The sequence below is a fragment of the Streptomyces sp. NPDC032472 genome, assembly GCF_040636955.1.
Classification (GTDB): Bacteria; Actinomycetota; Actinomycetes; order Streptomycetales; family Streptomycetaceae; genus Streptomyces.
This window is the reverse complement of record NZ_JBEZVK010000024.1, coordinates 88196-114846: the sequence shown is the minus strand read 5'-3', so window position 1 is coordinate 114846 and position 26651 is coordinate 88196. Positions and strand designations below refer to the sequence as shown.

General features: G+C 72.2%; 23 protein-coding genes and 2 pseudogenes. 9 read left to right on the top strand and 16 right to left on the bottom strand.

Going from position 1 to position 26651, the window contains the following annotated elements:
- From AB0F11_RS18640 to AB0F11_RS18630, 3 genes and pseudogenes are all read right to left on the bottom strand, one after another.
- A pseudogene (locus AB0F11_RS18640) lies at positions 1–825 on the bottom strand (glutamine--fructose-6-phosphate aminotransferase); the annotation flags it as partial.
- 138 nt (positions 826–963) lie between these two features.
- Positions 964–1239, bottom strand: a complete 276-nt coding sequence (locus AB0F11_RS18635) for a hypothetical protein (RefSeq protein ID WP_361907338.1) — start codon at positions 1237–1239, stop codon at positions 964–966.
- Between the two features lie 108 nt (positions 1240–1347).
- Positions 1348–2247, bottom strand: coding sequence for a DUF4429 domain-containing protein (locus AB0F11_RS18630; protein ID WP_362174536.1), 900 nt, complete (start codon positions 2245–2247; stop codon positions 1348–1350).
- A 51-nt stretch (positions 2248–2298) separates the two neighbouring features.
- Here AB0F11_RS18630 and AB0F11_RS18625 point away from each other — a divergent pair, with 51 nt between their 5' ends.
- The 3 genes and pseudogenes from AB0F11_RS18625 to AB0F11_RS18615 all read left to right on the top strand — a co-directional run bounded on the left by AB0F11_RS18625 (position 2299) and on the right by AB0F11_RS18615 (position 4433).
- Positions 2299–3900: a beta-N-acetylhexosaminidase gene (locus AB0F11_RS18625; RefSeq protein ID WP_362174533.1), complete on the top strand. Its 1602-nt coding sequence runs from the start codon at positions 2299–2301 to the stop codon at positions 3898–3900.
- A gap of 199 nt (positions 3901–4099) precedes the next feature.
- Positions 4100–4207: pseudogene (locus AB0F11_RS18620) on the top strand (ATP-binding protein); the annotation flags it as partial.
- Between the two features lie 13 nt (positions 4208–4220).
- Positions 4221–4433: a hypothetical protein gene (locus AB0F11_RS18615; protein ID WP_362174531.1), complete on the top strand. Its 213-nt coding sequence runs from the start codon at positions 4221–4223 to the stop codon at positions 4431–4433.
- Between the two features lie 60 nt (positions 4434–4493).
- On the opposite strand, the gene AB0F11_RS18610 is transcribed toward AB0F11_RS18615, so the two are convergent.
- From AB0F11_RS18610 to AB0F11_RS18565, 10 genes are all read right to left on the bottom strand, one after another.
- Entirely contained in the window at positions 4494–6302 is a 1809-nt protein-coding gene (locus AB0F11_RS18610; protein WP_362174528.1) for an IucA/IucC family siderophore biosynthesis protein, read from the bottom strand.
- Positions 6299–6886, bottom strand: coding sequence for a GNAT family N-acetyltransferase (locus tag AB0F11_RS18605; RefSeq protein ID WP_362174525.1), 588 nt, complete (start codon positions 6884–6886; stop codon positions 6299–6301). The genes AB0F11_RS18610 and AB0F11_RS18605 overlap by 4 nt, the downstream gene beginning before the upstream one ends.
- Positions 6886–8202 (bottom strand): SidA/IucD/PvdA family monooxygenase, encoded by a 1317-nt coding sequence (locus tag AB0F11_RS18600; protein ID WP_362174522.1) that lies wholly within the window; start codon positions 8200–8202, stop codon positions 6886–6888. Before AB0F11_RS18600 ends, AB0F11_RS18605 begins: the two co-directional genes overlap by 1 nt.
- Entirely contained in the window at positions 8186–9667 is a 1482-nt protein-coding gene (locus AB0F11_RS18595) for an aspartate aminotransferase family protein (RefSeq protein WP_362174519.1), read from the bottom strand. Before AB0F11_RS18595 ends, AB0F11_RS18600 begins: the two co-directional genes overlap by 17 nt.
- A 206-nt stretch (positions 9668–9873) precedes the next feature.
- The gene (locus AB0F11_RS18590; RefSeq protein WP_362174517.1) at positions 9874–10818 is read right to left on the bottom strand and encodes a siderophore-interacting protein; all 945 of its coding nucleotides are present in this window, start codon (positions 10816–10818) and stop codon (positions 9874–9876) included.
- A gap of 130 nt (positions 10819–10948) precedes the next feature.
- Positions 10949–11989 (bottom strand): ABC transporter substrate-binding protein, encoded by a 1041-nt coding sequence (locus AB0F11_RS18585; protein WP_362174514.1) that lies wholly within the window; start codon positions 11987–11989, stop codon positions 10949–10951.
- Positions 11990–12195: 206 nt separating this feature from the next.
- A complete protein-coding gene (locus AB0F11_RS18580; protein WP_361907311.1) occupies positions 12196–13356 on the bottom strand; it encodes an acyl-CoA dehydrogenase family protein in 1161 nt (386 codons plus the stop codon).
- Between the two features lie 7 nt (positions 13357–13363).
- Complete coding sequence (locus tag AB0F11_RS18575) at positions 13364–14305, bottom strand: hydroxymethylglutaryl-CoA lyase (protein WP_362174511.1); 942 nt, start codon at positions 14303–14305, stop codon at positions 13364–13366.
- Entirely contained in the window at positions 14302–16440 is a 2139-nt protein-coding gene (locus AB0F11_RS18570) for a biotin carboxylase N-terminal domain-containing protein (RefSeq protein ID WP_362174508.1), read from the bottom strand. The genes AB0F11_RS18575 and AB0F11_RS18570 overlap by 4 nt, the downstream gene beginning before the upstream one ends.
- 30 nt (positions 16441–16470) lie before the next feature.
- Positions 16471–18087: a carboxyl transferase domain-containing protein gene (locus tag AB0F11_RS18565; protein ID WP_362174505.1), complete on the bottom strand. Its 1617-nt coding sequence runs from the start codon at positions 18085–18087 to the stop codon at positions 16471–16473.
- Positions 18088–18186: 99 nt separating this feature from the next.
- On the opposite strand from AB0F11_RS18565, the gene AB0F11_RS18560 reads away from it, so the two are divergent.
- Together AB0F11_RS18560 and AB0F11_RS18555 are read left to right on the top strand one after the other, a co-directional pair.
- Positions 18187–18765 (top strand): TetR/AcrR family transcriptional regulator, encoded by a 579-nt coding sequence (locus AB0F11_RS18560; RefSeq protein ID WP_361907303.1) that lies wholly within the window; start codon positions 18187–18189, stop codon positions 18763–18765.
- A 56-nt stretch (positions 18766–18821) separates the two neighbouring features.
- Entirely contained in the window at positions 18822–19634 is an 813-nt protein-coding gene (locus AB0F11_RS18555; protein WP_362174502.1) for a phosphatase, read from the top strand.
- A 203-nt stretch (positions 19635–19837) separates the two neighbouring features.
- On the opposite strand, the gene AB0F11_RS18550 is transcribed toward AB0F11_RS18555, so the two are convergent.
- Positions 19838–20704, bottom strand: a complete 867-nt coding sequence (locus AB0F11_RS18550; RefSeq protein WP_362174499.1) for an SDR family NAD(P)-dependent oxidoreductase — start codon at positions 20702–20704, stop codon at positions 19838–19840.
- Between the two features lie 90 nt (positions 20705–20794).
- Between AB0F11_RS18550 and AB0F11_RS18545 the strand changes: the two genes are divergently transcribed.
- A complete protein-coding gene (locus AB0F11_RS18545; RefSeq protein WP_362174496.1) occupies positions 20795–21256 on the top strand; it encodes a MarR family transcriptional regulator in 462 nt (153 codons plus the stop codon).
- A gap of 111 nt (positions 21257–21367) precedes the next feature.
- The gene (locus AB0F11_RS18540; protein WP_362174493.1) at positions 21368–21802 is read left to right on the top strand and encodes a hypothetical protein; all 435 of its coding nucleotides are present in this window, start codon (positions 21368–21370) and stop codon (positions 21800–21802) included.
- Between the two features lie 14 nt (positions 21803–21816).
- Here the strand turns inward: AB0F11_RS18540 and AB0F11_RS18535 are convergent, their stop codons facing one another.
- A complete protein-coding gene (locus tag AB0F11_RS18535; RefSeq protein WP_362174490.1) occupies positions 21817–22695 on the bottom strand; it encodes an acyl-CoA thioesterase II in 879 nt (292 codons plus the stop codon).
- Positions 22696–22701: 6 nt separating this feature from the next.
- A complete protein-coding gene (locus AB0F11_RS18530) occupies positions 22702–23859 on the bottom strand; it encodes an acyl-CoA dehydrogenase family protein (RefSeq protein WP_361907292.1) in 1158 nt (385 codons plus the stop codon).
- A gap of 301 nt (positions 23860–24160) precedes the next feature.
- On the opposite strand from AB0F11_RS18530, the gene AB0F11_RS18525 reads away from it, so the two are divergent.
- Together AB0F11_RS18525 and AB0F11_RS18520 are read left to right on the top strand one after the other, a co-directional pair.
- Positions 24161–24646 carry a hypothetical protein gene (locus tag AB0F11_RS18525; RefSeq protein WP_362174487.1) on the top strand — a complete coding sequence of 162 codons (486 nt, stop codon included), beginning with the start codon at positions 24161–24163 and terminating at the stop codon, positions 24644–24646.
- A gap of 187 nt (positions 24647–24833) precedes the next feature.
- On the top strand, positions 24834–25994 hold the full coding sequence (locus tag AB0F11_RS18520; RefSeq protein WP_362174484.1) for a serine hydrolase domain-containing protein: 1161 nt from the start codon (positions 24834–24836) through the stop codon (positions 25992–25994).
- Positions 25995–26651: the final 657 nt, after the last annotated feature.

Sequence of the window (26651 nt, the reverse complement as noted above, 5' to 3'; positions counted from 1 at the left end):
GCGGTCGTCGATGCGGCCGCGCAGCACGCGGTCGACCGCGTCGGGCTGCTCGGAGATCTCCTTGTGCATGTAGGTGTCGTGGCCGCCCATGTCGTACGAGGCGGCCTCCCACTCCACGGTCTCCGGGGTGGCGGTCGTGGTGGCGCCGCTGGTGGTGTAGGTGCGGAAGTCGTCGGCCTTCAGGGTGGCCATCTCGCCGTCGTCGAGGGTGACGACCTGGCGGGTGTGGGCGACCAGCGCGGCGACGTCGGAGGCGACGAACATCTCCTTCTCGCCGATGCCGAGGACGACCGGGGAGCCGTTGCGGGCGACGACGATGCGGTCGGCGAAGTCGGCGTGCATGACGGCGATGCCGTAGGTGCCCTCGATCGCCTTGACGGCCTCGCGGACCTTCTCCTCCAGCGTCTCGGCCTGGGAGCGGGCGATCAGGTGGACGATGACCTCGGTGTCGGTCTCCGAGACGAAGACCACACCGTCGGCCTCCAGCTTGGCGCGGAGCTCGGCGGCGTTGTCGACGATGCCGTTGTGGACGACGGCGACCTTGTTCTCGGCGTCGAGGTGCGGGTGGGAGTTGATGTCGCTCGGCGCGCCGTGCGTGGCCCAGCGGGTGTGGGCGATGCCGGTGGTGCCGGCGAAGCGCTTGGGCACGCGCGTCTCGAGGTCACGGACGCGGCCCTTGGCCTTGACGACCTTCAGCGCCGTGGACTTCGGGCTGTTGACGACGATGCCCGCGGAGTCGTATCCGCGGTACTCCAGTCGCTGCAGGCCTTCCAGCAGCAGCGGAGCCACGTCGCGCTTGCCGATGTATCCCACGATTCCGCACATAAAGTCTTGCCCCTCCTGAGGTTCGGGTTCTCTTGCCGCCGCTCGTGCCGCATGTCGCGTCGAAGGCGCCCTGCCGGTGCCAGTGCCAGTGCCTTGCCGGTGCCGGTCCGGGCCGTGCGGGCCCGGAACGGCGCCCGCTCAGCCGTAGACGATGCGGCGCAGCTGCCGCAGGGACAGCTCCGGCGGTGCCACCGCGCGGTGCGGCAGTTCGGCCGCGATGCGCTCGAAGATCTCCGCGTTGACCGCGCCGCCGGACTGCAGTTCGCGGTGGCGCCGGCGGACGAACTCCTCGGTCGTCTCGTTGAAGTACGCGAGCACGTCGAGCACCACCCGGGCGGCCTCCCCGCGCTGCAGCGCGGTGCTGCGCACCAGGTGGTCGACGAGGTCGTCATACGACGGGCGACGGTCGAGCACCCGTAGATATTGACCGGCGAAGAGCCGGAACGCAAAGATCCTGCCCGAAAGCGGGCAGGATCCTTCTGGTCCAGACCAGCGGAATGCGTAAATCCGGTAAGTAAATGGCTAGAAACGCCGCAAAACGGACTGTTTGGCCGCGGTGAACTCCTCGGCCGTCAGGACGCCCGCCTGGTGCAGGTCCCCGAGCTCGCGCAGCCGCCGCAGCAGTGCGTCGTGGTCCTCGACCGCCGTCTTCCCCTCCGGTCCGGCCGCGAGCTCCGCCGCCGGCGCGGGGACGACGGGCTCCGGGGCGGGCTCCGCCGGGGCCGACGGATGCGGCATCCGTACCGCCACGGCCGCCGCGACCAGCGCCATCAGCGGGTCCTTCTTGAACCCGAAGAGCTCCACCGTGTACGGGTCGTACTTCGGGGCGGGAGCCGGCGGGGCACCCGCCAGGGTGAACCGGATCCAGCCGTTGTCCAGCCCCTTCGACGGGGACCACTCCACCGCCTGCAGGTCGCCGAGGCGGAAGGTGCGCGGCCCGCCGGAGCTCTTGGCCTCCTCCGTCGTCCAGTTCCAGTCCAGGCCCACCCGGTCCCCGTCGAAGGCCACCGTCCCGTCGCCCGCGCCCACCGTGATCGGCACCGACGGCCCCGGCAGCAGGTAGGACTCCACCGGCCCGGGGTCCACCTGGTCCAGCAGCAGGGCCTGGCGCACCTCGTCCACGAAGTACTCCGCCACCCCCGTCCGGTCCGACTCCACCGTCAGCCGGTACGGGTCGGAGGCCTCCGGCAGGCGTCCCCCGGTCACCTGGAGCAGCGGGCACGCCCCGTCACGCAGCCGCAGCCGCAACCGGCCCGCCTTGCGGCCCTGTTCGTATGAGATCCCGGCGAGGGCGCGCAGCGGCACCACCACCTCGCCGAGGGTCTGGCGCAGCAGGCCCACCCCTTTGTCGCGGCCGGGCACGATCCGTACCGTCTCCCCGTCGAAGGTCCACGTACCGTCCTTCTGGATGATTTCCGCCATCCTGCGATTCTCTCACCGCCCCTGGAAGGGGAGTTGGCCTATACCTGGGCCATGAGAGTCCTGCGACGCACGCTCGGCACCCTCCTCGTCCTCGGCCTCCTCGGCGGTTGCCTCTCCTGCGCCGCCGCCCGCGGCGATGACGCCGGACCCGGCGACCGGCGCGCCGAAGCCCCGGCCCCCTACGAGCAGCTCCTGCCGGCGCCGGCCTCCGTACGCGCCGCGGGCCCCGGCTACCCGCTCGGGCCCGGCACCGTCATCCGCACCGGCCCGGTCGGCGACGACGAGGTCCGGCGGGTCGGCGAGCTCCTCGCCGAGCAGCTGCGCGGCCCGACCGGGCTGCCGCTGCCGGTGGTGGAGGGCCTGGAAGGCACGGCCGGCGCCGGGATCCTGCTGCGCATCGACGCCCGCGCCGAGGGCGTCGGCGAGGAGGGCTACCGGCTGGAGTCCGCCCCGCGCGGGGTCACCCTGACCGCCCGCACCCCGGCGGGCCTCTTCCACGCCGGGCAGACGCTGCGCCAGCTGCTGCCGCCGGCCGGCGCGGGCACCGTCCCCGGCGGGCAGATCACCGACGCGCCCCGGTTCGCGTACCGGGGCGCGATGCTGGACATCGCCCGGCACTTCTTCCCCGTGGAGCAGGTCAAGAGGTACGTGGACCAGCTCGCCCGGTACAAGGTGAACACCCTCCACCTCCACCTCACCGACGACCAGGGCTGGCGCATCGCCGTCGACTCCTGGCCGCGGCTGGCCGAGTACGGCGGCGGCAGCGAGGTCGGCGGCGGCCCCGGCGGCCACTGGACCAAGGACCAGTACCGCGACCTGGTGGCGTACGCGGCCGCCCGCTACGTGGACGTGGTCCCGGAGATCGACATGCCCGGGCACGTCAACGCCGCCCTGGCCTCCTACGCGGAGCTGAACTGCGACGGCAAGGCGCCCGAGCGCTACACCGGCATCAAGGTCGGCTTCAGCTCGCTGTGCGTCGGCAAGGACCGGACGTACGAGTTCATCGACGACGTCCTCGGGGAACTGGCCGCCCTCACCCCGGGCCGCTACCTGCACATCGGCGGAGACGAGGCCCACTCCACCCCGGCGGCGGACTACGCGGCGTTCATGGACCGGGCGCAGGCGGTGGTCGGGAAGTACGGCAAGACGGTGGTGGCCTGGCACCAGCTGGCCGCGGCCCGCCCGGCGCCGGGCGCGGTGCTGCAGTACTGGGGCCACGACAAGACCGCGGCCGCGGAGAAGGCAGCGGTGGCCGCCGCCGCGAAGGCGGGCCACCCCCTGATCCTGTCCCCGGCGGACCGCCTGTACCTGGACATGAAATACGACGCCACCACGAAGCCGGGCCTGGCCTGGGCGGGCTACGTCCCGGTCCGCCGCGCCTACGACTGGGACCCGGGGACCTACCTGGCCGGGTCCGGGGTCCCGGCCTCCGCGGTCCTCGGCGTGGAGGCCCCCCTGTGGACGGAGACCATCGCCACCCGCCCCGACCTGGAGTTCATGGCCTTCCCCAGGATCCTGGGCCTGGCCGAACTCGGCTGGAACCCGGCCCCGCCCGACTGGTCCGGCTACAGCCGCCGCCTGGCCGCCCAGGCCCCCCGCCTGGACGCGGAGTCCATCACCTACTACCGCGCCCCGGACGTCCCCTGGCCGTAGCCGGCTTCCCGAACCGCGCGCAGCCATATGACGATCTGAAGGCGGACACCTTCGAGTCCGAGGAGGAACTCGACGAGTTCCTCGCCTTCATCCACGCCGAGCGCCGACGCGACGTCGCCTGAGCCGCCGCGATGCAGCCCGTCGCCGACGGCGTACGAGTCACGACGTGTGCCCGGCGCCGCCCGTGCCCCGGGCACCCCACGACGACGGCGGGCGCGGCCTGCACCTGGTGGCTGCCGTCGCCGACCGGTGGGGTGTCGGGGAGCGGGCCGGGCCCGGCAAGCGGGTATGGGCCGAGCCGACCTGAAGGGGGCCGACGGGTGAGGCCGCCCGACTGGCTGCACACCGTGGACCACTCCGGCAGCGGGGCGATCCACGAGATCGAGTGCACATCCTGTCTGGCCGGGTCGGGCCCGGCCGATGACATGGATGCGCCCGCGGTGTGGGCGCTGCGGCACGCCCGGCGGACCGGTCACACCGGCTACCGCCGGATGGTGACCGACTTCCAGCGGGCGCCGGCCTCGGACGGATGAGGCGACGGGTGCGCACGCTCCGAGGGACCGTAGTCGCAACGCGCGCGCCCGCCGCCCGGTTCACCGGCGCGCGAAGGGCGCGACGGGGTTCTTGAGGGTGCCGACCAGCTGGAGGGCCGCCGACGGGTCGGCGAGGTCGACCATCTGCTTGTTGTTGCGCAGCTGGAGCCGGTTCAGGCAGGACAGCTGGAATTCGTCCGCGAAGAGGTCGTAGCGGGCGAAGCGGTCGGCGAGGGCCGGGATCGAGTCCTGGTAGTCGTGGGCGCAGTCCGCGACGGCCCGCCAGAAGGTGTCCTCCTCGCAGATGCCCTCGGTGGCCAGGATCGAGCCGAGGAAGCGGAAGAAGCAGTCGAAGACGTCCGTGAAGATCGACAGCAGCTTCATGTCCTCCGGGATGTCCGCCCGGATCCGCTCGACCGCCGGCGGCAGGACCGCGTCCGGGTCCATGACGACGATCTCCTCGGCGATGTCCTTGAAGACCGCCCGCTTCACCACGCCGCCCTCGATGACGAGGATCGTGTTCTCGCCGTGCGGCATGTACGCCAGGTCGTACTGGTAGAAGCAGTGGAGCAGGGGCACCAGGTAGGCCCGCAGGTAGTGGCGCAGCCACTCGGCCGGGGCCAGACCCGACTCCTCGATCAGCGCGCCCACGAAGGAGCGGCCCTCGGAGTCCACATGCAGCAGCGAGGCCATCGTGGCCAGGCGCTCGCCCTCCTTCAGCGAGGCGACCGGCGACTCGCGCCACAGCGCGGCCAGCATCTTGCGGTACGGCGAGTAGCGGTCCGTGGCGCGCTCGTACTGGCGGTGGTGGTAGCCGATCGCCGCCCGCTCCCGGATGATCGAGAAGTCGACGGAACGCAGGACCTCGTCGTTCTCGATCAGGCGGTGCAGCCAGTCGTTGATCGCCGGGGTGGCCTCCATGTAGGCGGCGGACAGCCCCCGCATGAAGCCCATGTTCAGCACCGAGATCGCCGTCTTGACGTAGTGCTTCTCGGGGGCGCTCGCGTTGAAGAAGGTACGGATGGATTGCTGCGCCAGGTACGCGTCCGCGCCCTCGCCGAGCAGTACCAGCCGGCGGTTCGCGATCTCGGCGGCGAAGGTGACCGTGGTCTTGTTCCACCACTGCCAGGGGTGGACCGGCAGCAGGTGGTAGTCCGCGAGGTCCAGGCCGATCGAGGCCATCTTCGCCTCGAAGCCGGCGATGGTCTCCTCGCCCAGCTCGGCGCGCATGAAGGCGTCGTGCTCCAGGCCGGCGCCCGCCGTGAAGGTGGACACGTCCTTGCGGGCGGCCACCCACACCAGGTGCACCGGGCTCGCCGCCTCCGGCGCGTACGAGAGGTACTCGTGGACGCCGAAACCGAGCCGGCCGTTGTTGGCGACGAAGCAGGGGTGGCCCTCGGTCATGCCCGTCTCGATGTCCTGGAAGGAGGACTTCGCGAGGACCGAGGAGGGGATCTGAGGCTTGGTGTACTTGAAGCCCGAGCCGGCCAGGGTGGAGGAGATCTCCTCCAGGTAGACCGGCAGCACCTCGGCGCTCAGGCCCAGGGCCTCCCTCATCTCGATGTGGAAGTCGAGGGCGTCCAGCGGCAGCTCGGCGCCGCCGCACACGCGGCTGATCGAGGCCTCGTCGACGACCCAGTGGTCCAGGGCGTGGCGGACTGCCGTGAAGCGGTACTCCACGGTGCCGTCGTCGCTGGTCACCGCGTACGAGGACCCGTGCGGGGAGCCGTGCGGGGCCCCGTCGCCCACCGGGGTCGGGGTGAGCAGGCGCTCGTGGGAGAACTCAGCCAGCGCCTTGCGGACCAGCGCGCGGTTCGCGCGGGACCACAGCTCGGGGGAGAGGTGGGAGATCGCGTCGGCGAGGCTCATATCGACACCCCCGTGGCCAGGCCGGTGGCCGCCTCGAACTGCTCGCGGGTGCAGAAGCTGAGCAGGGCCTGCTTCTCCGGCTTCTGCACCGGGCCGTGCACGGTGAAGCCGACGGCCTCGTTCAGGGCGTGCACCGCCGTGTTGTCCACGTCGGGTTCGACCACGACGCGCCGGGTCGCCGGGTCGGCGAACAGGGCGGCCATCACCGTGGTGATCACGGCGCGGGTGAAGCCGTGCAGCGGCGCCTCGGCGGGCGCGACGAGGAAGTGCATGCCGACGTCGCCGGGCTCGGCGTCGTACAGGCCGACGAGCTCCAGCCGGCTCGGGTCGTAGCGCTCCATCAGGAAGGCCGGGCGGCCCTCGTGCAGGCCGATGAACGCGTCGTGGTGCTCGGCGGCCGCGATCCTCATGTACTCGCGCTCGACGTCGGGCAGCGAGGCGTCCTGCATCATCCAGAACGCCGCCTTGGGGTGGGTGACCCAGGAGTGCAGCAGCTCCGCGTCGGCGAGCGGGTCCATCGGGCGGACCGCGAAGCCGCCGAGGACGGCGTCCTCGCGCGCGAAGAGGGTGTCGGTGGTGCTCATTACAGGGTGCCTTCCGGGGCGGAGAACTGCTGGAACGCGATGGACTTCTCGACCTTGTAGTACTCCCGGCCGAGCAGCTCCCCGACGATGTACGCGTTGCGGTACGCCGCCATGCCCAGGTCGGGCGAGGTGAGGGAGTGGTTGTGGGTCGTGCCGTTCTGGAGGTAGACCCCGCGGCCGGTCACGTCGACCGCGTAGTTGCGGCCGGCGTCCAGGCGGCCGCGGCCGTCGAAGTTCAGCCGGTCCCTGATGGGGTCCAGGAACTCCGGGGTCGAGTACGTGTAGCCGGTGGCCAGCACCAGGCCCTCGGAGGCGAGGGAGAAGTCGCGCTCCTGCTCCTCCTGGCGCAGCCCCAGCGTGTACGTGCCGGTGGTGGTGTCGTACGCGGCGCTGTGCAGGGCGGTGTTGGTGAGCAGGGTGGTGGGGACGGGACCGGGCATGGTGACCCGCTTCTGGTAGAGCAGGTCGAAGATCGCGTTGATCAGGTCGCCGTCGATGCCCTTGAACAGGTTCTTCTGCTGGGTCTCCAGGCGGTACCGGGTGTCCTCCGGGAGGGCGTGGAAGTAGTCCACGTACTCCGGGGAGGTCATCTCCAGGGTGAGCTTGGTGTATTCGAGCGGGAAGAAGCGCGGCGATCGGGTCACCCAGTTGAGCCGGTAGCCGTACGTGTCGATCTCCGCGAGGAGGTCGTGGTAGATCTCCGCGGCGCTCTGGCCGGAGCCGACCAGGGTGATGGACTTCTTCTTCTGCAGCTCCGCCTTGTGCTCCATGTAGGCGGAGTTGTGGATGAAGTCGCCGGGCAGCTGCGCGCAGGCGTCCGGTATGTGCGGCGGGGTGCCGGTGCCCAGCACCAGGCGGCGGCAGCGGAACGTTTCTCCGCCGTCCGTGCGGACCTCGTACAGCTCCGCGCCGGCGTCATAGGCGACCTCGGTGACGGAGGTGGAGTACAGGACGTTGTCGAGCCGGTCGGCGGCCCAGCGGCAGTAGTCGTTGTACTCGGTCCGCAGCGGGTAGAAGTTCTCCCGGATGTAGAAGGAGTACAGCCGGTCCTGGTCCTTCAGGTAGTTCAGGAAGGAGAAGGGCGAGGTGGGGTCGGCCAGGGTGACCAGGTCCGACATGAACGGCGTCTGCAGGTGGGCGCCGTCCAGGAACATCCCGGCGTGCCACTCGAAGTGCGGCTTCGACTCGATGAAGAGGCCGTCGAGCTCCTCGATCGGTGCGGTCAGGCAGGCGAGTCCCAGGTTGAAGGGACCGAGGCCGATCCCGATGAAATCACGGGTCCGGCGGGGGTCACGAGGCTCACGAGACGACTGCAAGGGATTCTCCCAGGTACTGCTCGGCGTGGGACGCGAGGAGGTCGAGCACGGCCGCGATGTCGGCCGTGGTGGTCTGCGGGTTGAGGAGGGTGAACTTCAGGTACTGGTCCCCGTCGACCTTGGTGCCCGCGACGACGGCCTCGCCGGAGGCGAACAGCGCCTTGCGGGCGTGCAGGTTGGCCTCGTCGACCAGGTCGGGGCGCACCGCACCCTCGGGGACGTAGCGGAAGACCAGGGTCGAGATCTGCGGGCGGACCACGACCTCGAAGCGGGGGTCGGCGTCGATCAGCTCCCAGCCGGCGGCGGCGAGGTCGACGACCTCGTCGAAGAGCGAGCCGATCCCGTCGGCGCCCATGGTGCGCAGCGTCATCCAGAGCTTGAGGGCGTCGAAGCGGCGCGTGGTCTGGATGGACTTGTCGACCTGGTTGGGGATCCTCTCCTCGGCCATTCGGCGCGGGTTGAGGTAGTCCGCGTGGTACGTGGCGTGCTGGAGGGTGTCGCGGTCGCGGACCAGCACCGCGCTGGAACTCACGGGCTGGAAGAAGGACTTGTGGTAGTCGACCGTGACCGAGTCGGCCGCCTCGATGCCGTCGAGGAGGTGCCGGCGGGTGGGGGAGACCAAAAGTCCGCAGCCGTAGGCGGCGTCCACGTGCATCCACGTGCCGTGCTCGGCGGCCAGGCGGGAGATCTCCGGGAGCGGGTCGATGGACCCGAAGTCGGTGGTGCCGGCGGTGGCGACGACGGCCATCGGCACGAGGCCCTCCGCGGCGCACTGCTCCAGCTCCAGGGCGAGGACGGAGGTGTCCATGCGGCGGTTGCGGTCGACCGGGACCGCGATGACAGCCTCGTAGCCCAGCCCGAGCATGGCGGCCGACTTCTGGACGCTGAAGTGGCCGGCCTCGGAGGCGAAGATGCGCAGGCGCGGCAGGACCTCGGCCTTGGTGAGGGCGCTCCCGCTGCCCTGCATGACCTTCCGGCAGGCCTCGTCGCGGGCCAGGAGCAGGGCGTGGAAGTTGGACTGGCTGCCGCCGGAGGTGAAGACGCCGTCCGCGGCAGGCCCGAGGCCGATGCGCTGCGCGGTCCAGTCGATCAGGCGGCGCTCGATGAGCGTGCCGCCGATGGACTGGTCCCAGGTGTCGAGCGAGGAGTTGACGGCCGAGAGGACGGCCTCGCCGAGGACGGCCGGGATGACGACCGGGCAGTTGAGGTGGCCCAGGTAGCGCGGGTGGTGGAAGTACACCGCGTCGCGCAGGTAGACCTCCTCCAGCTCGTCGAGGACGGCGGCCGGGTCCTCCAGCGGCCGGTCCAGGTCGATCCCCTCGATGACCGGGGCGAGTTCGTCGACGGATATCCCGGTGTGGGGGCGCTGCGTGGACGCCAGTTTGGCCGCGACGCGCTCCACGCCCTCGGTGACGGAACGCCGGTAGTGCTCCGCGGTCATCTCATTCAGCAGATGCGAACGCATCAACGTTCCTCCGGGGCGGGGAGAGGGGGGTGGGGAAGATGTTGCTTAGGTTAGCCTAACCTTATTTACGAGCCAAATGGCGAAGGGCCCCGGCCGGGAAAGCCAGGGCCCATCGAAGGATTCTTGAAGTTGCTCGTGGGGCGGGTGTGAAAGCGCTTGTGCCGCAGTGGAGTTGTGCGGAGCCGGAGTTCTGCGGAGCCGGCGTGCTACAGCTCCGCCGACGGCTCCTCGCTGGGCGCCTGCCCCGCGTACGCCTCGGCGAGGAGTTGCTCCTCGCTCGCGCCCAGGCGCCAGTAGCCGGTGAAGCGCACCGCGCGCCGGTCGAGGGAACGTTCCTGCACCAGGTGGCGCCGGACGGCGCGGACCGTGCCCGCCTCACCGGCCAGCCAGGCGTACGGGGCCTGCCCGGTGGGCAGTTCGGCGGCCCGCACCGCCTCCACCACACGCTCGGCCCGGCCCGGGCCGTCCGTGCGCACGACCCAGGTGATGTCCGCATCGGCGGAGGTGGCGAGTTCGAGCCGGTCGCGCTCGTGCGGGACCTCGAAGAAGGCCTTCACCGGCGTTCCGGCGGCGAGCCGCTCCAGGACCGCCGCGGCCGCGGGCAGCGCGGTCTCGTCGGCGTACATCACCAGTGCGTCGGTGGTGCCGGCCGGCGGCTGGAAGCGTACGGACTTGTTCTCCGCGACGGCCGGCCCGATGGCCAGGATCCGGCGGCCCGTCACCGCCCTGCCCGCCCAGGCGGAGGCCGGTGACGAATCCCCGTGCAGGACGAAGTCGATGTCCACCTCGACCGCGCCGTCGGGTGCCGTGCGCTGCTCGCGCACGGTGTACGAGCGCATCACCGGCCGCTCCTCGTCCGGCATGCCGCGCCAGGCGCCGAACCAGGTGGCCTCGTCCGTGGACGGCAGGACCGTGTGCTCCCGGTGGGCGGGCGGCAGGAAGAGCGACAGGCTCTGGTCCCAGCCCCCCGAGCGGAAGCCCGCGAGGCCCGCACCGCCGAAGGTGACCCGCAGGAACGAGTGGCCGAGCCGGCGGGTGCGGACCACCTCCGGCGCGAAGAAGCGGAAGTGGGCCGCGGCCTCGGCGGCCTCAGCGGCCTCAGTGGCCTCAGCGGACTCGGCGTTCTCGGCGTCGGGCGCGGTGGCGGTCATGCGGAGGGTCCCCCTGGGGTGCGAGTGGGCGCCGGGCGCGGACGGCCGGGCGCGGTCGGGGCATGCGGAACGCCGGGCCGGGGCGGTGGCCGCCGGCCCGGCCCGGCGTTCGGGTGCCGGTCGGGGCTGGTCAGCCGAGCTTCTTGGCGTTCTGGATCGCCTTGGCGAGGTCCTCCAGGACCTGGGCGCACTTGTCGTACGAGTAGATCGGCTCGGTCACGCGCGGGGCGACCTGGCCGGCCTTGACCGCGGGAAGCTCGTTCCAGGTCGGCTTGGCCTTCAGGGCGTCGGGCTGGAGCGTGCCGGTGCGGTTGTCGAGGAGGACCAGGTCGGCCTTGTACTTGCCGGCCTCCTCCCAGCTGAGGGTCTCGAAGAACCCGCCCTGGTCGAGCTTGTCCTTCTCCGGGGCGACGAACTCGACGCCGAGGGACTCGAAGTACTTCAGGTCGGCCGAGGTCTTGGGCGTGGAGACGTAGAAGCTCGCGTCCGAGCCAGAGCCGACCAGGACCTTGATGCCCGGGTTGGCCTTGGTGGCCTCGCGGACCTTGGCGGCGGCGGCCTCGAAGCGGGCCTTGGCGTCGGTGGCCTTCTTGGTGTTCAGGTCGGCGCCCAGGGCCTTGGCCAGATCGGCCGTGCGTGCCAGGGCCTTGTCCATGGAGACGTCGCCGCCGACGCCGACCGCGGCGGCCGGGGCCAGCTTCAGGATCTTGTCCTTGGAGGCCTCGGGAACGTACCAGTACGTGCCGTCCCAGGTGTTGGTGACGAGCAGCTCGGGCGCCAGGGAGGCGTACTTCTCGATGTTGAACTCGTCGTAGACGTTGCCGAGGATCTCGACCTTGGAGATGTCCATCGAACCGGCCGTCACGTCGGGCTTGCCGTCGGCGGTCTTGGTCGGGCCGAAGACGCCCTTGACCTGGACGCCGTAGTCGTAGAGCGCGGCGGCGGTGCCGGTGTAGGCGACGACGTTCTTCGGCTTGGCCTTGAGGCTGACCTCCTTGCCCAGGTCGTCCTTGAAGGTCCAGGCGCCCGAGGCCGCGGCGCCGCCGTCCTTGTCGCCCGCCCCGTCCTTCGCCGAGCCGCCGCACGCGGTGAGTGCCGCGACGAGGCCGAGGGCGCCGCCGGCGGCGATGAGACCGCGCCGGGAGAGGGGAAGGGTACGGGACTTGGGCATGTCGGTGTCCGCTTTCGTGCGTGCCGGGGCCACGACAGAGCCGCCGGGTGAGAAGGTAAGCCTAACCTAAGCGGATCTAGGTCGACGGTGCAAGGCCCCGGGATTCCCCTGTGCGGCTGCCGGCCGGACTGCTCCCTCCCGAACGCGGGCATGCCGATGTCCGGCGCAGGTCCGTGGCCTGCGCCGGACATCGGCGGTCCTTCACCTCAGCCGGCGAAACCCAGCTCGCGGGCGATCAGCATGCGCTGTACCTCGCTCGTGCCCTCACCGATCTCGAGGATCTTGGAGTCGCGCCACATGCGGGCCACCGGGTACTCGTTCATGAACCCGTAGCCGCCGTGGATCTGCGTGGCGTCGCGCGCGTTGTCCACCGCGACCGTGGAGGAGTACAGCTTCGCGATCGCCGCCTCCTTCTTGAACGGCTCGCCGTGCACCAGGCGGGAGGCGGCGTCGCGCCAGGCGACGCGGGCCATGTGGGCGCGCATCTCCATGTCGGCCAGCTTGAACTGGATCGCCTGGTTCTCGCCGATGGGACGGCCGAAGGCCTGCCGCTCCTTGGCGTACTTCACCGACTCGTCCACACAGCCCTGCGCCAGACCGGTCGCCAGCGCCGAGATGGCGATGCGGCCCTCGTCGAGGATCCGCAGGAACTGCGCGTAGCCGCGGCCCTCCTCGCCGACCAGGTTGGCCAGCGGCACGCGGACGTCGTCGAAGGACAGCTCTCGGGTGTCGGAGGCGTTCCAGCCGACCTTCGAGTACGGGGCGGCCACCGTGAAGCCGGGGGTGCCGGACGGCACGATGATCGAGGAGATCTCCGGGCGGCCGTCCGCCTTGCGGCCGGTGACGGCGGTGACGGTGACCAGGCCGGTGATGTCCGTGCCCGAGTTGGTGATGAAGCACTTCGAGCCGTTGATGACCCACGAGTCGCCGTCCTTGACGGCGGTCGTGCGGGTGCCGCCCGCGTCCGAGCCGGCACCGGGCTCGGTCAGGCCGAAGGCGCCCAGCACCTCGCCCGAGCAGAGCTTCGGCAGCCACTGCTGCTTCTGCTCCTCGCTGCCGAACAGGTACAGGGGCATGGCCCCCAGGGAGACGCCCGCCTCCAGGGTGATCGCGACCGAGGAGTCGACGCGGGCCAGCTCCTCCAGGGCGATGCCGAGGGCGAGGTAGTCGCCGCCCATGCCGCCGTACTCCTCGGGGAACGGCAGCCCGAACAGGCCCATGCGGCCCATCTCGCGGACGATCTCGTACGGGAACTCGTGCCGCTCGTAGAAGTCGCCGATCTTCGGCGCGACCACGTCGTGCGCGAACGCCTCGACGGTACGGCGGAGTTCCTCGTGCTCGGGGGTGAGCCGGTGGTCGAGGGACATGTCTTCATTACTCCTTGTGGGAGAGGGCGCGGACGGTACGGGAGGGGCTGGGGCGTCCCAGCTGCTCGGCCATCCACACGCTCGTGGCGGTGAGGGCGGCCAGATCGACCCCGGTCTCGATGCCGAGGCCGTCGAGCATCCACACCAGGTCTTCGGTGGCGAGGTTGCCGGTGGCGCTCTTCGCGTACGGGCAGCCGCCGAGGCCGCCGGCGGAGGCGTCGACCGTGGTCACGCCGTGCTGGAGCGCGGCCAGGGTGTTCGACAGGGCCTGCCCGTAGGTGTCGTGGAAGTGCACGCCGATCCGGTCGGTGGGCACGCCCGCCTCGTTCAGCTCGCCGAGCAGCGCCCGGACGTGGCCGGGCGTGGCGACGCCGATCGTGTCGCCGAGGCTGAGCTCGTCGCAGCCCAGGTCGAGCAGGGCCTTTGCGGTGCGGACGACCTGGTGGACGGGGACCGCTCCCTCCCACGGGTCGCCGAAGCACATGGACAGGTAGCCGCGCACGTGGGCCCCGCCCTCCTTCGCCCGCGCCACGACCGGCTCGAACATGGCGAGGGACTCGGCGACGGTCCGGTTGAGGTTGCGGGAGGCGAAGGTCTCGGTGGCCGAGCCGAAGACGGCGATGCGGTCGGCACCGAGGGCCAGCGCACGGTCGAGCCCGCGCTCGTTCGGCACCAGCACCGGCAGGTGGACCCCGGCCGCGGCCAGGTCGCCGAGCTGCGGGAACAGCTCCTCGGCGTCCGCGAGCTGGGGCACCCACTTGGGGTGGACGAAGCTGGTCGCCTCGACGGTGCCCAGTCCGGCGGCGGCCAGCCGGTGGATGAACTCGGCCTTGACCGCCGTCGGCACGGCCGACTTCTCGTTCTGCAGCCCGTCGCGGGCGCCGACCTCGTGGATGCGCACCCGGGCGGGCAGGCCCGCCTCCGGGACGGCCATGGGCAGCCCGTTCATGCGCCCTCCTCCTCTTCGGCCTCGGGGGTGACCACGGCCAGGATCTGGTCCATGGCGACGGTGGTGCCGGGGGAGACGTCCAGCTCGGTGACGGTGCCGGCGTGCGGGGCGGAGATGACGTGCTCCATCTTCATCGCCTCGACGACGAGCAGGCTCTGCCCGGCGGCCACCTGGTCGCCGACGGCGACCTTGACGACGGTGACCGTGCCGGGCATCGGCGCGGCGAGGGTGTCGGCCCCTGCGCCGGCCGCGCCCTTTGCCGAGACGGGGTCGTGCGCCTGGACGTGCCAGGAGTCGCCGTCCCGGCCGAGCCAGACCCCCTCCGGGGAGGTGGCGTAGGCGAAGCGGTGCGTGACGCCGTCGAGTTCGACCGTGAGCCGGTCGGCGCCGAGGCTGACGATCCGCCCGCGGGCCGGTGCGCTGGGGCTCTGCCCCGGACCCCGCGCCTCGATCGCCGGCGGGGCTTGAGTTGCCCCGCCGCCGTTGTCGGGTGCGGCGCCTTGGTCGTCGAGGAGGAGTTCCTGTTCCGCGCCTCGCCGGCGGGTGCGGACGATCACGGGGTCCTGGCCAGGGAGGCGGAAGTGGTGGACCGTCCAGGCCGGGGTGCCGCCGAGGCGCCAGCCGTCACCCGCGGAGAACGGGTCGGCCCAGGCACCCTCCGGCCCCGCCGGCGTTTGAGGCGCGGGTCCGGGCAGAGCCCGGTTTCGGGAAGGGGCGGTGTGGGGGAGAGGAGCCGCCAGCAGGGCGGCCGCTGCGTACACCTCACCCGGCACCCCGTCCGGCAGGAGGGACGGCAGGTCCCGCTCGACCAGCCCGGTGTCCAGCTCTCCGGACACCACGTCCGGGTGGGCCAGCAGCCTCCGCAGGAACCCGGCGTTCGTCTGGACACCGAGGATCACCGTGTCGGCCAGCGCCCCCCGCAGCACCCGCAGGGCAGCGGCCCGATCCGCCCCGTACGCGATCACCTTCGACAGCATCGGGTCGTACGTCGACCCCACGTCCACCCCGGCCACCAGCCCGGAGTCCGTACGGACGGTGCCCGAGGACGGCTCGGAGAGGGCGAGGACCCGGCCGCCCGACGGCAGGAACCCGCGCGCCGGGTCCTCCGCGCAGATGCGGGCCTCGATCGCGTGCCCGGTCAGCACCACGTCGGACTGCGCGAGCCCGAGCTCGCCGCCCGCCGCGACCCGCAGCTGGAGCGCCACCAGGTCGAGCCCCGTGACGAGCTCCGTCACCGGGTGCTCCACCTGCAGGCGGGTGTTCATCTCCATGAAGTAGTACGAGGACGGGTCCCCGCCCGGGACGATGAACTCCACGGTGCCCGCGCCGACGTACCCGCAGGCCCGCGCCGCCTCGACGGCCGCCGCGCCCATCGCGGCCCGGATCTCCGGCGTCAGCAGAACGGACGGCGCCTCCTCGATGACCTTCTGGTGGCGCCGCTGCAGGGAGCACTCGCGCTCGCCCAGGTGCACCACGTTGCCGTGGGCGTCGGCCATCACCTGGATCTCGATGTGCCGCGGCCGGTCCACCCAGCGCTCCACCAGCAGGGTGTCGTCGCCGAAGGAGGACCGCGCCTCGCGCCGGGCCGCGGCGATCTCCTCGGCCAGCACGGCCGCGTCGCGGACCAGCCGCATGCCCTTGCCGCCGCCGCCCGCGGAGGGCTTCAGCAGCACCGGCATGCCGATCTTCTCGGCGGCCTCGACCAGCTCGGCGTCGGACAGCCCGCTGCCGGAGGAGCCGGGCACCACGGGCACGCCCGCGGCCTTCACGGTCTCCTTGGCCCGGATCTTGTCGCCCATCAGGGAGATCGCCCGTGCGGGCGGGCCGATGAAGGCGAGCCCGGCCTCGGCGCAGGCCTCGGCGAAGGCGGCGTTCTCGGCGAGGAAGCCGTAGCCGGGGTGGACGGCCTCGGCGCCGGTGCGGCGGGCCGCGTCGAGCAGCCGCTCCACGGACAGGTAGCTCTCGGCGGCCGCGGCCGGCCCGATGCGGACGGCCGTGTCGGCCTCCCGTACGTGCCGGGCGTCCGCGTCGGCGTCGCTGAAGACGGCCACGGACCGGATTCCGAGCTCCCGCAGGGTGCGGATGACCCGGACCGCGATCTCGCCCCGGTTGGCCACAAGGACAGTGCTGAACATCTGGGGGGTCCTCACGTCACAGGTCGCAGGTCACATACGGAAGATGCCGAAGCCCGGCTCGCCCAGCGGCGCGTTGGCGCAGGCGGTCAGGGCCAGACCCAGCACCTGCCGGGTCTCCAGGGGGTCGATGACCCCGTCGTCCCACAGCCGCGCGGTGGCGTAGTAGGCGTTGCCCTGTTCCTCGTACTGGGCGCGGACCGGGGCCTTGAAGGCCTCCTCGTCCTCCAGGGGCCATTCCTGGCCGGCGGCCTCGATCTGGTCGCGCTTGACGGTGGCGAGGACGGACGCCGCCTGCTCGCCGCCCATCACCGAGATCTTGGCGTTGGGCCACATCCACAGGAAGCGCGGCGAGTACGCCCGGCCGCACATCGAGTAGTTGCCCGCGCCGTACGAACCGCCGACGACCACCGTCAGCTTCGGGACGCGGGTGCAGGCCACGGCGGTGACCATCTTCGCGCCGTGCTTGGCGATGCCGCCGGCCTCGTAGTCGCGGCCCACCATGAAGCCGGAGATGTTCTGCAGGAACAGCAGCGGGATCCCGCGCTGGTCGCACAGCTCGATGAAGTGGGCGCCCTTCTGGGCGGATTCCGCGAACAGGATGCCGTTGTTGGCGACGATGCCGACCGGGTGGCCGTGGATCCCGGCGAAGCCGGTGACCAGCGTGGTGCCGAACTCGGCCTTGAACTCCTGGAAGCGGGAGCCGTCGACGATCCGGGCGATGATCTCGCGGGCGTCGTACGGGGTGCGGGAGTCCACCGGGACGGCGCCGTACAGGCCGTACGGGTCCACCTTGGGCTCCTCGGCCGCCTCGACCGCCCAGGGCAGGGGGCCGCGCTCGGGCAGGGTGGCCACGATGTTCCGTACGATCCGCAGCGCGTGCGCGTCGTCCTCCGCGAGGTGGTCGGTGACGCCGGAGACGCGGCTGTGCACCTCACCGCCGCCGAGCTCCTCGGCCGTGACGACCTCGCCGGTGGCGGCCTTCACCAGCGGCGGGCCGCCGAGGAAGATCGTGCCCTGGTTGCGGACGATGACCGCCTCGTCGCTCATGGCGGGCACGTACGCCCCGCCGGCCGTGCAGGAGCCGAGGACGGCCGCGATCTGGGGGATGCCGGCGCCGGACATGCGGGCCTGGTTGTAGAAGATGCGGCCGAAGTGCTCGCGGTCGGGGAAGACCTCGTCCTGCATCGGCAGGAAGGCGCCGCCGGAGTCGACCAGGTAGAGGCAGGGGAGACGATTCTCCAGCGCCACCTCCTGCGCCCGCAGGTGCTTCTTGACGGTCATCGGGTAGTACGTGCCGCCCTTGACGGTGGCGTCGTTCGCCACGATCACGCACTCGCGGCCGCTGACCCGGCCGATGCCGGCGATGACCCCGGCCGCGGGGGCCGCGCCCCCGTACATGCCCTCGGCGGCCAGCGGAGCCAGCTCCAGGAAGGGCGATCCGGGGTCGAGGAGGGTGTCGACCCGGTCCCGGGGCAGCAGCTTCCCGCGCGCGGTGTGCCGGGCGCGGGCCTTCTCGCCGCCGCCGAGGCGGGCCGCCTCCATGCGGGCGCGCAGGCCCTCGGCGAGCTCGCGGTGGGCGGCCTCGTTGGTGCGCCAGGCCTCGGACGCCGGGTCCGCGGCGCTGTGAAGCACGGGTGCCTGCTGCATCGGTCGAGCTCCCTTGCTCGGTCCACGCGGTTAATGAGCGTTAACGTCTATGGCGCTTAGGTTAACGACCGCTAACGGCCCTGTCTAGAATGGATTCCCATGAGCACTTCAGCGGCCGCCCCGACCCGTCGTGAGCAGATCCTCAGCGAAGCCGCGCGCCTCTTCGCCGAGCGCGGTTTCCACGGCGTCGGCGTGGACGAGATAGGCGCCGCGGTGGGGATCAGCGGCCCCGGCCTGTACCGGCACTTCGCGGGCAAGGACGCCATGCTCGCCGAGCTGCTCGTCGGGATCAGCGAGCGGCTGCTGACCGGCGGGCGCCGCCGGGTGGAGGAGGCCGCGGGCGACGCCTCGGCCGTCCTGGCCTCCCTGATCGACGGGCACATCGACTTCGCGCTGGACGACCGCGCGCTGATCACCCTGCACGACCGGGAGCTGGACCGGCTGCGGGAGGCCGACCGCAAGCTCGTACGGCAGCTGCAGCGGCAGTACGTCGAGCTGTGGGTGGCCGTCGTACGGGAACTGCACCCCGAGGTCGGCGAGGCGGAGGTCCGGGTGGCCGTCCACGCCGTCTTCGGACTGCTGAACTCCACCCCGCACCTGGGCGCCCTCGGGCGCGAGGCGACGGAATCGCTGCTGCGGCGGCTCGCCCACGGGGCGTTCGGGGCGCTGTCCCCGTGACGCCACGTGTCCGGCGGCTGGGATGGAACCGCCGCCTCCGGCGGGGCGGCGGCAGAATGGGCCGCATGCCGAAGCCGATAGAGACGCCCGTACCCAGCCGCGCCGAGCTCATCGACCACCTGGTGCGCACCCGGATCGCGGGACAGGTCGCCACCCCACGCGAGAACAACCTCTCCCACTACCGCAAGCTCGCCAACGGCGACCGGCACTACTGGCTCGGCCTGGAGCTGGGCGACCGATGGAGCGACGAGCAGGACGTGCTCGCCGTGATGGCGGAGCGCTGCGGGGTCGTCGACGACGCAGAGCACCGGCAGGGCCAGGACACCATCGACCCGGAACTCACCGTGGCCGCCCTGGACCGCATGGCGGCCCGGCTGCACAAGGCCGCGCTCGACCGCCAGAGCGTCCTGCTTGCCACCGGCCACCCGGGCGGCCTGCTGGACGTGCACCGGGCCACGGCCGCGGCCCTGCGCGCCGCGGGCTGCGAGATCGTGGTGATCCCGTCCGGGCTGACGGCCGACGAGGCCTGCGTGTGGCAGTTCGCCGACGTCGCGGTGCTGGAGCGGGGCGCCACCCTGTGGCACACGCACTCCCCGGCCCCGATGGCCGCGATCCTGGACGCCCTCGCCGAGGCCGGCCGCCCGCAGCCGGACCTGGTCGTCGCCGACCACGGATGGGCGGGCTGCGCGGCGCAGCGCGGCCTGGACGCGGTGGGCTACGCGGACTGCAACGACCCGGCCCTGTTCCTCGCCGAGGCCGAGGGCACCCTCCAGGTGGCGGTCCCGCTGGACGACCACGTCCGCGACCCGCGCTTCTACGACCCGATGGTGGCCTACCTGCTCTCGGCGGCGGGCCTGGCGGAGGGCTGACGCGGCTCTCGCCGCGGGCGCGACGGGCCCCGCACGGCCCGGGGAGGCCCGCCGCGTCCCGACAGGGCCGGGCTCTGCCTGACCGGCGCCGCCCCGCTGGCGGAGTGCCTCCCGGCCGGCGCCCTGCCCCACGACATCGAGCGGACCGCGAGCCGCCTCGGCCTGCTCCAGGTGCACGCCCCGGCCCGGCCCGGGGAGACGGACTAGCCGACCAGCCAGGCGGAGGTCATCGCCTGGACGGCCGAGCCGTCGAGGTCGGTGAGCTTCGTCGCGACGAACGTGCGGGCCCAGTCCGAGGTCTGGACCCGCAGCGGCATCCGCTCCACGTCCAGCAGCGCGACCAGCGGGGCGGCGGCCTCCGCGGAGGTCTGGGGCGAGGTGCCGTAGGAGGCGATGGTGCGCTCGATGTAGGCCTTGAGCGCGGGCGCGTACGGGCCCGCGTCGGCCATCAGCCGCGCGATGACCTCCTGCTGGTTGGCCACGAACTCGCTGGTGACCGCGCCCGGTTCGACCAGGGACACCTGGACGCCGACGGTGGCGGCGACCGGGGCCAGGGACTCCATGAACCCCTCGACGGCGAACTTGGCCGCGCAGTAGGCCTCGTTGAAGGGCTGGCCGACGGCGCCGCCGACGCTGGTCACGGTGATCAGCCGGCCGCCGGAGGCCCGCAGGTGCGGCAGGGCCGCCCGGGTCACCTCGACCACGCCGAAGTAGTTGACCTCCATCGAGGCGCGCACGGCCGTCATGCCGTCCTGCTGCTCCAGGGTGCCCGCGAAGCCGGCCCCCGCGTTGTTGACCACCGCGTCGAGGCGGCCGTGCTGGGCCACGACCTGCTCGACGCAGGCGGTGACCGACGCGGCGTCGGTGACGTCCATCCGCTCGACCTGGACCCGGTCGGCGACCCCGGCCTCGCGGGCCGCGTCGATCAGGGCCGTGGCGCGGGAGGTGTCCCGCATGGTCGCCACGGTGTGCCACCCGGCCTGCGCGGCGGCGACGGCCGCGGCCAGGCCGATGCCGGTGGAGGTGCCGGTGATGAGGACGGTCTTGGGGGTGCTGGTGCTGCCGGTCATGAGGAGACTCCGGGAAGAGGGTGCAGTTCTGTGCGTGCGCACACACATTAACCGTTGTGTGCGCGTGCACGCAATCGGTACTCTGACCACATGGCGAAGAGCAACCTCACCCTGGGCCACCTCACCCCCCGCGACCACGCCTTCTACGGCCTCGTCTGGGCGGGGTCGACTCTCAGCGCCCGGGTCGACCAGGCCCTCGCGCGCCGCCACGACCTCCCGCTGTCGTGGTTCGAGGTCATGCTGTGGCTGCGCGCCCAGAAGGAGCCGGTCGCCGCCTCCGACCTCGGCGCGATGACGCTGCTCAGCCGCAGCCAGGTCTCACGCGTCGCCGACTCGCTCCAGGCCCGCGGCCTCGTGGAGCGGATACCCTCCCCGACCGACGCCCGCTCGGTCTGCATCGCCCTGACGGATGCGGGCCGCCGCGCCTTCGCCGAGGCCGACGCCACCCGCCGCGAGGTCCTCGCCGAGGTCTTCGACGACCTCCTGGACGACTCCGACATCGCCGCCCTGGAAGCCGTCTGGGCCAAGCTCAAGTCCCGCCCGAAGGACTGACCGGGGCCGACCGGGGCCATCCGCCCCGCGCCCGAACGGCGTTGTCAGACCCCCTTGTTACGGTCGCATGCAGAGACCGGAAGACCGGAAACAGGGGGAGGGCTCAAGGGCATGGGTACCGAAGACGACCTGCGGGCGTTCGGTGTGGACATCTACGACCGCTGGACCGCGATGTGGAACGGCGACGCGGGGCTCGCCGAGCAGATCATGGCGCCGGAGTTCACCCTGCGGTACGCGCAGGCCGGCACCGAGGCCTTCGACGGGATCCGCACACCGCGGCAGCTGAACGCCGCCATAGCCGCCTGGCACCGCAGCCGCCGGGGCCTGCGCTTCGCGGCCGAGGGGCCAGCCGTGGTGGACCTCGGGCGCGGCGGCGACGGCGCCCCCGCCGGGCTGGTCGCCCGCCCGTACGCCGCGCGGTTCACCGCGGAGGACGGTACGGCCGTCGCCCGCAGCGGTACCGACACGCTGCGGGTCGAGGGCGGACGGATAACCGAGGTCTGGTCGGTCTCCTCGGGCGCCGGCGGCCGGACCTTCTACCGCTGACCGGGCAGGAGGGTTCAGGTGCGCGGGACGCGGACCACGCCCTCCTGGATCACCGTGACGGCCAGCCGGCCGTCCTGGGTCCAGATGCGCGCCTGCCCGAGGCCCCGGCCACCGTGGGAGGTGGGGGAGTCCTGGTCGTACAGCAGCCACTCGTCGGCCCGGAACGGCCGGTGGAACCACATCGCGTGGTCCAGCGAGGCGCCGACCACGTCGCCCACCGCCCAGCCGCCCCGGCCGTGCGCGAGCAGCACCGAGTCCAGCAGCGTCATGTCCGAGACGTACGTGGCCAGGCAGGTGTGCAGGAGCGCGTCGTCGCTCTCCAGCTTTCCGGCGGTGCGGAACCACACCTGCGAGCGCGGCTCGACCGGCTCGCCGATCGTGCCCCACGGCGGCGTGGTCGCGTACCGCAGGTCCACCGCGCCGCGCGCCTCCAGCAGCCGCTCCACCGTGCCCGGGTCCCGGAAGAGGTCCCGGTAGGCCGGCAGCGCCTCGGCGGCGGTCGGCAGCGTCTCCGGGTCGGGGGCCGCGGGCATGGTGACCTGGTGGTCGAGCCCCTCCTCGTACACCTGGAACGAAGCCGACAGGTGGAAGATCGGCTGACCGTGCTGGACGGCGACCACCCGGCGGGTGGTGAAGGAGCGCCCGTCGCGGATGCGGTCCACGGTGTAGATGATCGGCGCGCCCGGGTCACCCGTCCGCAGGAAGTACGAGTGCAGCGAGTGCGCCGTGCGGTCCCCCGGCACGGTCCGGCCGGCCGCGACCAGCGCCTGGGCCGCGACCTGTCCGCCGAACACGCGCGGCACCAGGGAGGTACGGCTGGTGCCGCGGAAGATGTTCTCCTCGATCTGCTCCAGGTCGAGGAGATCGAGGAGATCGGTCAGTACCTCGTTCAACGGGACTTACAGACCCATCGCCTTGGCGATGATCGACTTCATGACCTCGCTGGTGCCGCCGTAGATGCGGTTGACGCGGTTGTCGGCGTACAGGCGGGCGATCGGGTACTCGTTCATGTAGCCGTAGCCGCCGTGCAGCTGCAGGCAGCGGTCGATGACGCGGTGCGCGACCTCGGTGCAGAACAGCTTCGCGGACGCGGCCTCGGCCGGGGTCAGCTCGCCCGCGTCCAGGGCCTCCAGCGCGCGGTCGGCGACGGCCTCGGCGGCGTCCACCTCGGCCTGGCAGGCGGCCAGCTCGAACTTGGTGTTCTGGAAGTGCGCGACCGGCTTGCCGAAGACGGTGCGCTCGGTCACGTACTGCTGCGCGAAGCGGACGGCGGCCTTGGCCTGCGCGTACGCGCCGAAGGCGATGCCCCAGCGCTCGGAGGGCAGGTTGGCGCCGAGGTAGTAGAAGCCCTTGTTCTCCTCGCCGAGCAGGTCCTCGACCGGCACCTTCACGTCGACGAACGCCAGCTCGGCGGTGTCGGAGGTGCGCAGGCCCAGCTTGTCCAGCTTGCGGCCGATGGAGTAGCCCTCGGACTTGGTGTCCACGGCGAAGAGGGAGATGCCGAAGCGGCGGTCCTGCTCGCTCGGGGCGGAGGTGCGGGCGCAGACGATGACGCGGTCGGCGTGCACACCGCCGGTGATGAAGGTCTTCGCACCGTTGAGGACGTAGTGCGTGCCGTCCTCGGAGAGCTTGGCGGTGGTCTTCATGCCCGCGACGTCGGAGCCGGTGCCCGGCTCGGTCATCGCCAGCGCCCACATCTCCTCGCCGGAGACGAAGTTCGGGAGGTAGCGCTTCTTCTGCTCGTCGGTGGCGAGCATCTTGATGTAGGGCAGGGCGAGCAGGACGTGCACGCCGGAGCCGCCGAAGTTGACGCCCGCGCGGGAGGTCTCCTCGTAGAGGACGGCCTCGAACTTGTGGGTGTCCAGGCCGGCGCCGCCGAACTCCTCCGGCACGTTGATGCCGAAGATCCCCAGCTCGCCGAGCTTGTGGTAGAACTCGCGCGGGGCCTGGCCGGCCGCGAACCACTCGTCGTAGACGGGGACGACCTCGGCCTCTATGAAGGCGCGGATGGTCTCCCGGAAGGCCTCGTGGTCCTCGTTGAACACCGTACGGCGCACGGCCGGCTCCCTTCGTCGCGGCGGTCCGCCGCTTATGTCTAAGCGCTTGCTCATACTAAGTTACCGGCGAGTTGTCGATCCTGTCCAGACTCTGTCGGTACCGCCTCGCACGGTCCCGGCATGACCCGCGCCACTCGCCCCATGCGTACCACCCCCGCCCGCCCGGCGACGTGGAGCAGCTCTTCCCCGAGCTCGCCCCCTACCGCCGCGAGGCCGTACGCCTCCACCCCCGGGAGCGCCGACCGCCCGGGACAGCTCGGTCGGCGGGCCGCTGCTGTGGCCGGCGGACGAGCCGTGGCCGGTGTGCACCGAGGAGCACTACGAGCCGGAGACCCCGGGCCCGGCCCCCGACGCCGTCCCGATGGTCCCCGTCGTGCAGGTCCACCGCGCCGACGCGCCCGGCCTGCCGTTCCCGGAGGGCGCCGACCTGCTCCAGGTGGTGTGGTGCCCGTACTCCCACGGCGACTACCTCTACCCGCTGCCGCAGGTGCACTGGCGTGCCTCGGCGACGATCCGCGCCGTACTGCCGACGCCCGAGCCGGCTCCGGACCTGCCCGCCGAGTGGTACCCGGACCCGTGCACCGTCCACCCGGAGACGGTGACCGAATACGCGAGCCGGGACCTTCCCCGGGACCTGCAGGACGCGCTGCGCGGCCGCTTCGACGAGCTGGAGGCCGAGACGGGCCTCGATTACCCGTACCACCTGGCCGACGCACCCGGGATCAAGCTGGGCGGCCGGCCGGGCTGCCCCGCCCGGCCGGTCGGGCACTGGTTCGACTGCTCCTGACCGAGGGCCGACGCCTTCCCCGCCCCTGAGGGCCGACGGCTCCGACCCCGAGAACCGGGGTGCGGAGCCCCCAGGGGAACGGCCCTCCCGGCTCCTCCGCGCGGACGATTCGGCGGCCCGGCGTGATCACCAGGATGGGTGGTGTCGGCACCCGCCGAACGCCGAACCGAGCCCACGGGAGCAGCAGTTGACCCGACGTACCCGCACGCGCACCCGTACGCGCGCCGCCCTGGCCGCCGTCCTCCTCCTCGGCCTCACCGCCGGGCCGATGGCCGCCACCGCCACCGCCGCGACCGCCCCCGCGGCGGCAGCCGGCTCCGCCGACCGGCAGGGCCCCGACGTGGCCGCCCTGCGCGCCGGGATCGCCGGCCTGCCCGACCAGGACGCCACCGCGGCCCTGATCCGGGTCGGCGGGAACGGCCGCTGGACCGGCACCGCCGGAGTGCGCGACCTCGGGACCGGAGCCCCGGCCCTCGCCGACGCCCGCTTCCGGGCCGGCTCCACCACCAAGGTCGTCACCGCCGCCCTCGTGCTCCAGCTCGCCGCCGAGGGCAAGGTCGACCTGAACGCGCCGGTGGACACGTACCTCCCGGGGCTGATCCCGGCGAGCTTCACCAAGCCGGTCACCGTCCGGAACCTGCTCGACTTCACCAGCGGCATCCAGGCCGGCGCCTCCCTCGGCGACACCGTGGAGGACGAGTACCCGCACCGCTTCGAAACGCTCCCGTACCAGGAGGTCGTCGCCACCGGCCTGTCCAGGGGCCCGGAGTTCGAGCCGGGTACCAAGCAGCACTACAACAACATCAACTACACGATCCTCGGCATGCTGATCGAGAAGGTCACCGGCGACTCCTACGCCCACCAGGCCGAGGTACGGATCTTCCGACCGGTCGGCATGACCGGCAGCTCCTTCCCGAAGGACGGCGACCCGCGCATCCACGGCCCCCACAACCGCGGCTACCAGCTGATGAACGGCAAGCCGGTCGACGTCACCGAATGGAACATGACCGACCGCTTCGCCGCCGGCGACATGATCAGCACCACCCGCGACTTGGAACGCTTCGTCAACGCCCTCTTCCGCGGCCAGGTCGTCCCGGAACCGCAGCTGCAGGAGATGTTCACCGTCCCCGACATCCCGGGCGCCACCCGCAGCGCGGGCCTGGAACGACTCGTCGTGGGCGGCAAGGAGATCTGGGGCAAGACCGGAGCCCGCCCCGGCTATCACACGGTGATCGCGGCGACCCGGGACCTGTCCCGGACCCTCGTCTACTCCGTCAACAGCACCGACGCCAAGGGCGACGGCATGAAGATCGTCCAGCGCTTCGGCCTGGCGGCCTTCAACCGCTGAGCGGCGGGGGCCCCGCGCCGCAGGGCGGGCCCCGCGCTCCTACCGCCTACTGCCTACCGCCTACCGCCTACCGCGGTACGGAGGCCTGCCTGGAGGCGCGGTCCAGATCACCGGCTGGGGCCGGTTCCCGGCGTCCAGGGCGGTCCCGCCGACCCGGTCTTCGCCGGTCGCGGTGAACGCCACGCTGTAGCCGCCCGGCGCCAACCCCGGCAGGACGCGCATCGGACCGTGCCGGGTCCGGTACTGCGCCAGCGCGTACGGGCCCGGCGCCGGCGCCGGCGGGAAAGGAGGCCAGACCGACCGCCACCCCGGTGCGCGGGCTGATGCCGTCGGTCGGCCACCTCGTGGCGGTCCGGCCCTTCGCCCACCCACTTCCGCCCGACGATCCGGCCGTGGTCGTCGAGCCCCCGACGCCGTACGCCCCCTCGGTGTCCTCGACGGGCGGCAGCGGCCGGGCAGGCGCACTGCGGTCGGCCGGCCAGTACAGCACCGGAGCCCCCGGGGGCGGGCGCAAGCGACCCGGAGCCGCCTGCGCGGGAGCGGCCACCGCGAGCGCGGCGAGCACACTCGCCGCCGCGGCAAGCCCCGAACCGGCGGCGCGCCGATGAATTCGGGGCGCCGCCCCGGGGGACCCGCCCCGCACGCCGGCGCGGGCGG

What these genes read in the sequence shown, in the direction of transcription:
- AB0F11_RS18580 (WP_361907311.1), bottom strand. Translation starts at nt 13,356, where the DNA reads ATGTCCCTCGACCACCGGCTCACCCCCGAGCACGAGGAACTCCGCCGT.
- AB0F11_RS18610 (WP_362174528.1), bottom strand. Translation starts at nt 6,302, where the DNA reads ATGAGCCTCGCCGACGCGATCTCCCACCTCTCCCCCGAGCTGTGGTCC.
- AB0F11_RS18565 (WP_362174505.1), bottom strand. Translation starts at nt 18,087, where the DNA reads ATGCAGCAGGCACCCGTGCTTCACAGCGCCGCGGACCCGGCGTCCGAG.
- AB0F11_RS18575 (WP_362174511.1), bottom strand. Translation starts at nt 14,305, where the DNA reads ATGAACGGGCTGCCCATGGCCGTCCCGGAGGCGGGCCTGCCCGCCCGG.
- AB0F11_RS18570 (WP_362174508.1), bottom strand. Translation starts at nt 16,440, where the DNA reads ATGTTCAGCACTGTCCTTGTGGCCAACCGGGGCGAGATCGCGGTCCGG.
- AB0F11_RS18630 (WP_362174536.1), bottom strand. Translation starts at nt 2,247, where the DNA reads ATGGCGGAAATCATCCAGAAGGACGGTACGTGGACCTTCGACGGGGAG.
- AB0F11_RS18625 (WP_362174533.1), top strand. Translation starts at nt 2,299, where the DNA reads ATGAGAGTCCTGCGACGCACGCTCGGCACCCTCCTCGTCCTCGGCCTC.
- AB0F11_RS18595 (WP_362174519.1), bottom strand. Translation starts at nt 9,667, where the DNA reads ATGCGTTCGCATCTGCTGAATGAGATGACCGCGGAGCACTACCGGCGT.
- AB0F11_RS18540 (WP_362174493.1), top strand. Translation starts at nt 21,368, where the DNA reads ATGGGTACCGAAGACGACCTGCGGGCGTTCGGTGTGGACATCTACGAC.
- AB0F11_RS18605 (WP_362174525.1), bottom strand. Translation starts at nt 6,886, where the DNA reads ATGAGCACCACCGACACCCTCTTCGCGCGCGAGGACGCCGTCCTCGGC.
- AB0F11_RS18555 (WP_362174502.1), top strand. Translation starts at nt 18,822, where the DNA reads ATGGGCCGCATGCCGAAGCCGATAGAGACGCCCGTACCCAGCCGCGCC.
- AB0F11_RS18560 (WP_361907303.1), top strand. Translation starts at nt 18,187, where the DNA reads ATGAGCACTTCAGCGGCCGCCCCGACCCGTCGTGAGCAGATCCTCAGC.
- AB0F11_RS18590 (WP_362174517.1), bottom strand. Translation starts at nt 10,818, where the DNA reads ATGACCGCCACCGCGCCCGACGCCGAGAACGCCGAGTCCGCTGAGGCC.
- AB0F11_RS18585 (WP_362174514.1), bottom strand. Translation starts at nt 11,989, where the DNA reads ATGCCCAAGTCCCGTACCCTTCCCCTCTCCCGGCGCGGTCTCATCGCC.
- AB0F11_RS18545 (WP_362174496.1), top strand. Translation starts at nt 20,795, where the DNA reads ATGGCGAAGAGCAACCTCACCCTGGGCCACCTCACCCCCCGCGACCAC.
- AB0F11_RS18550 (WP_362174499.1), bottom strand. Translation starts at nt 20,704, where the DNA reads ATGACCGGCAGCACCAGCACCCCCAAGACCGTCCTCATCACCGGCACC.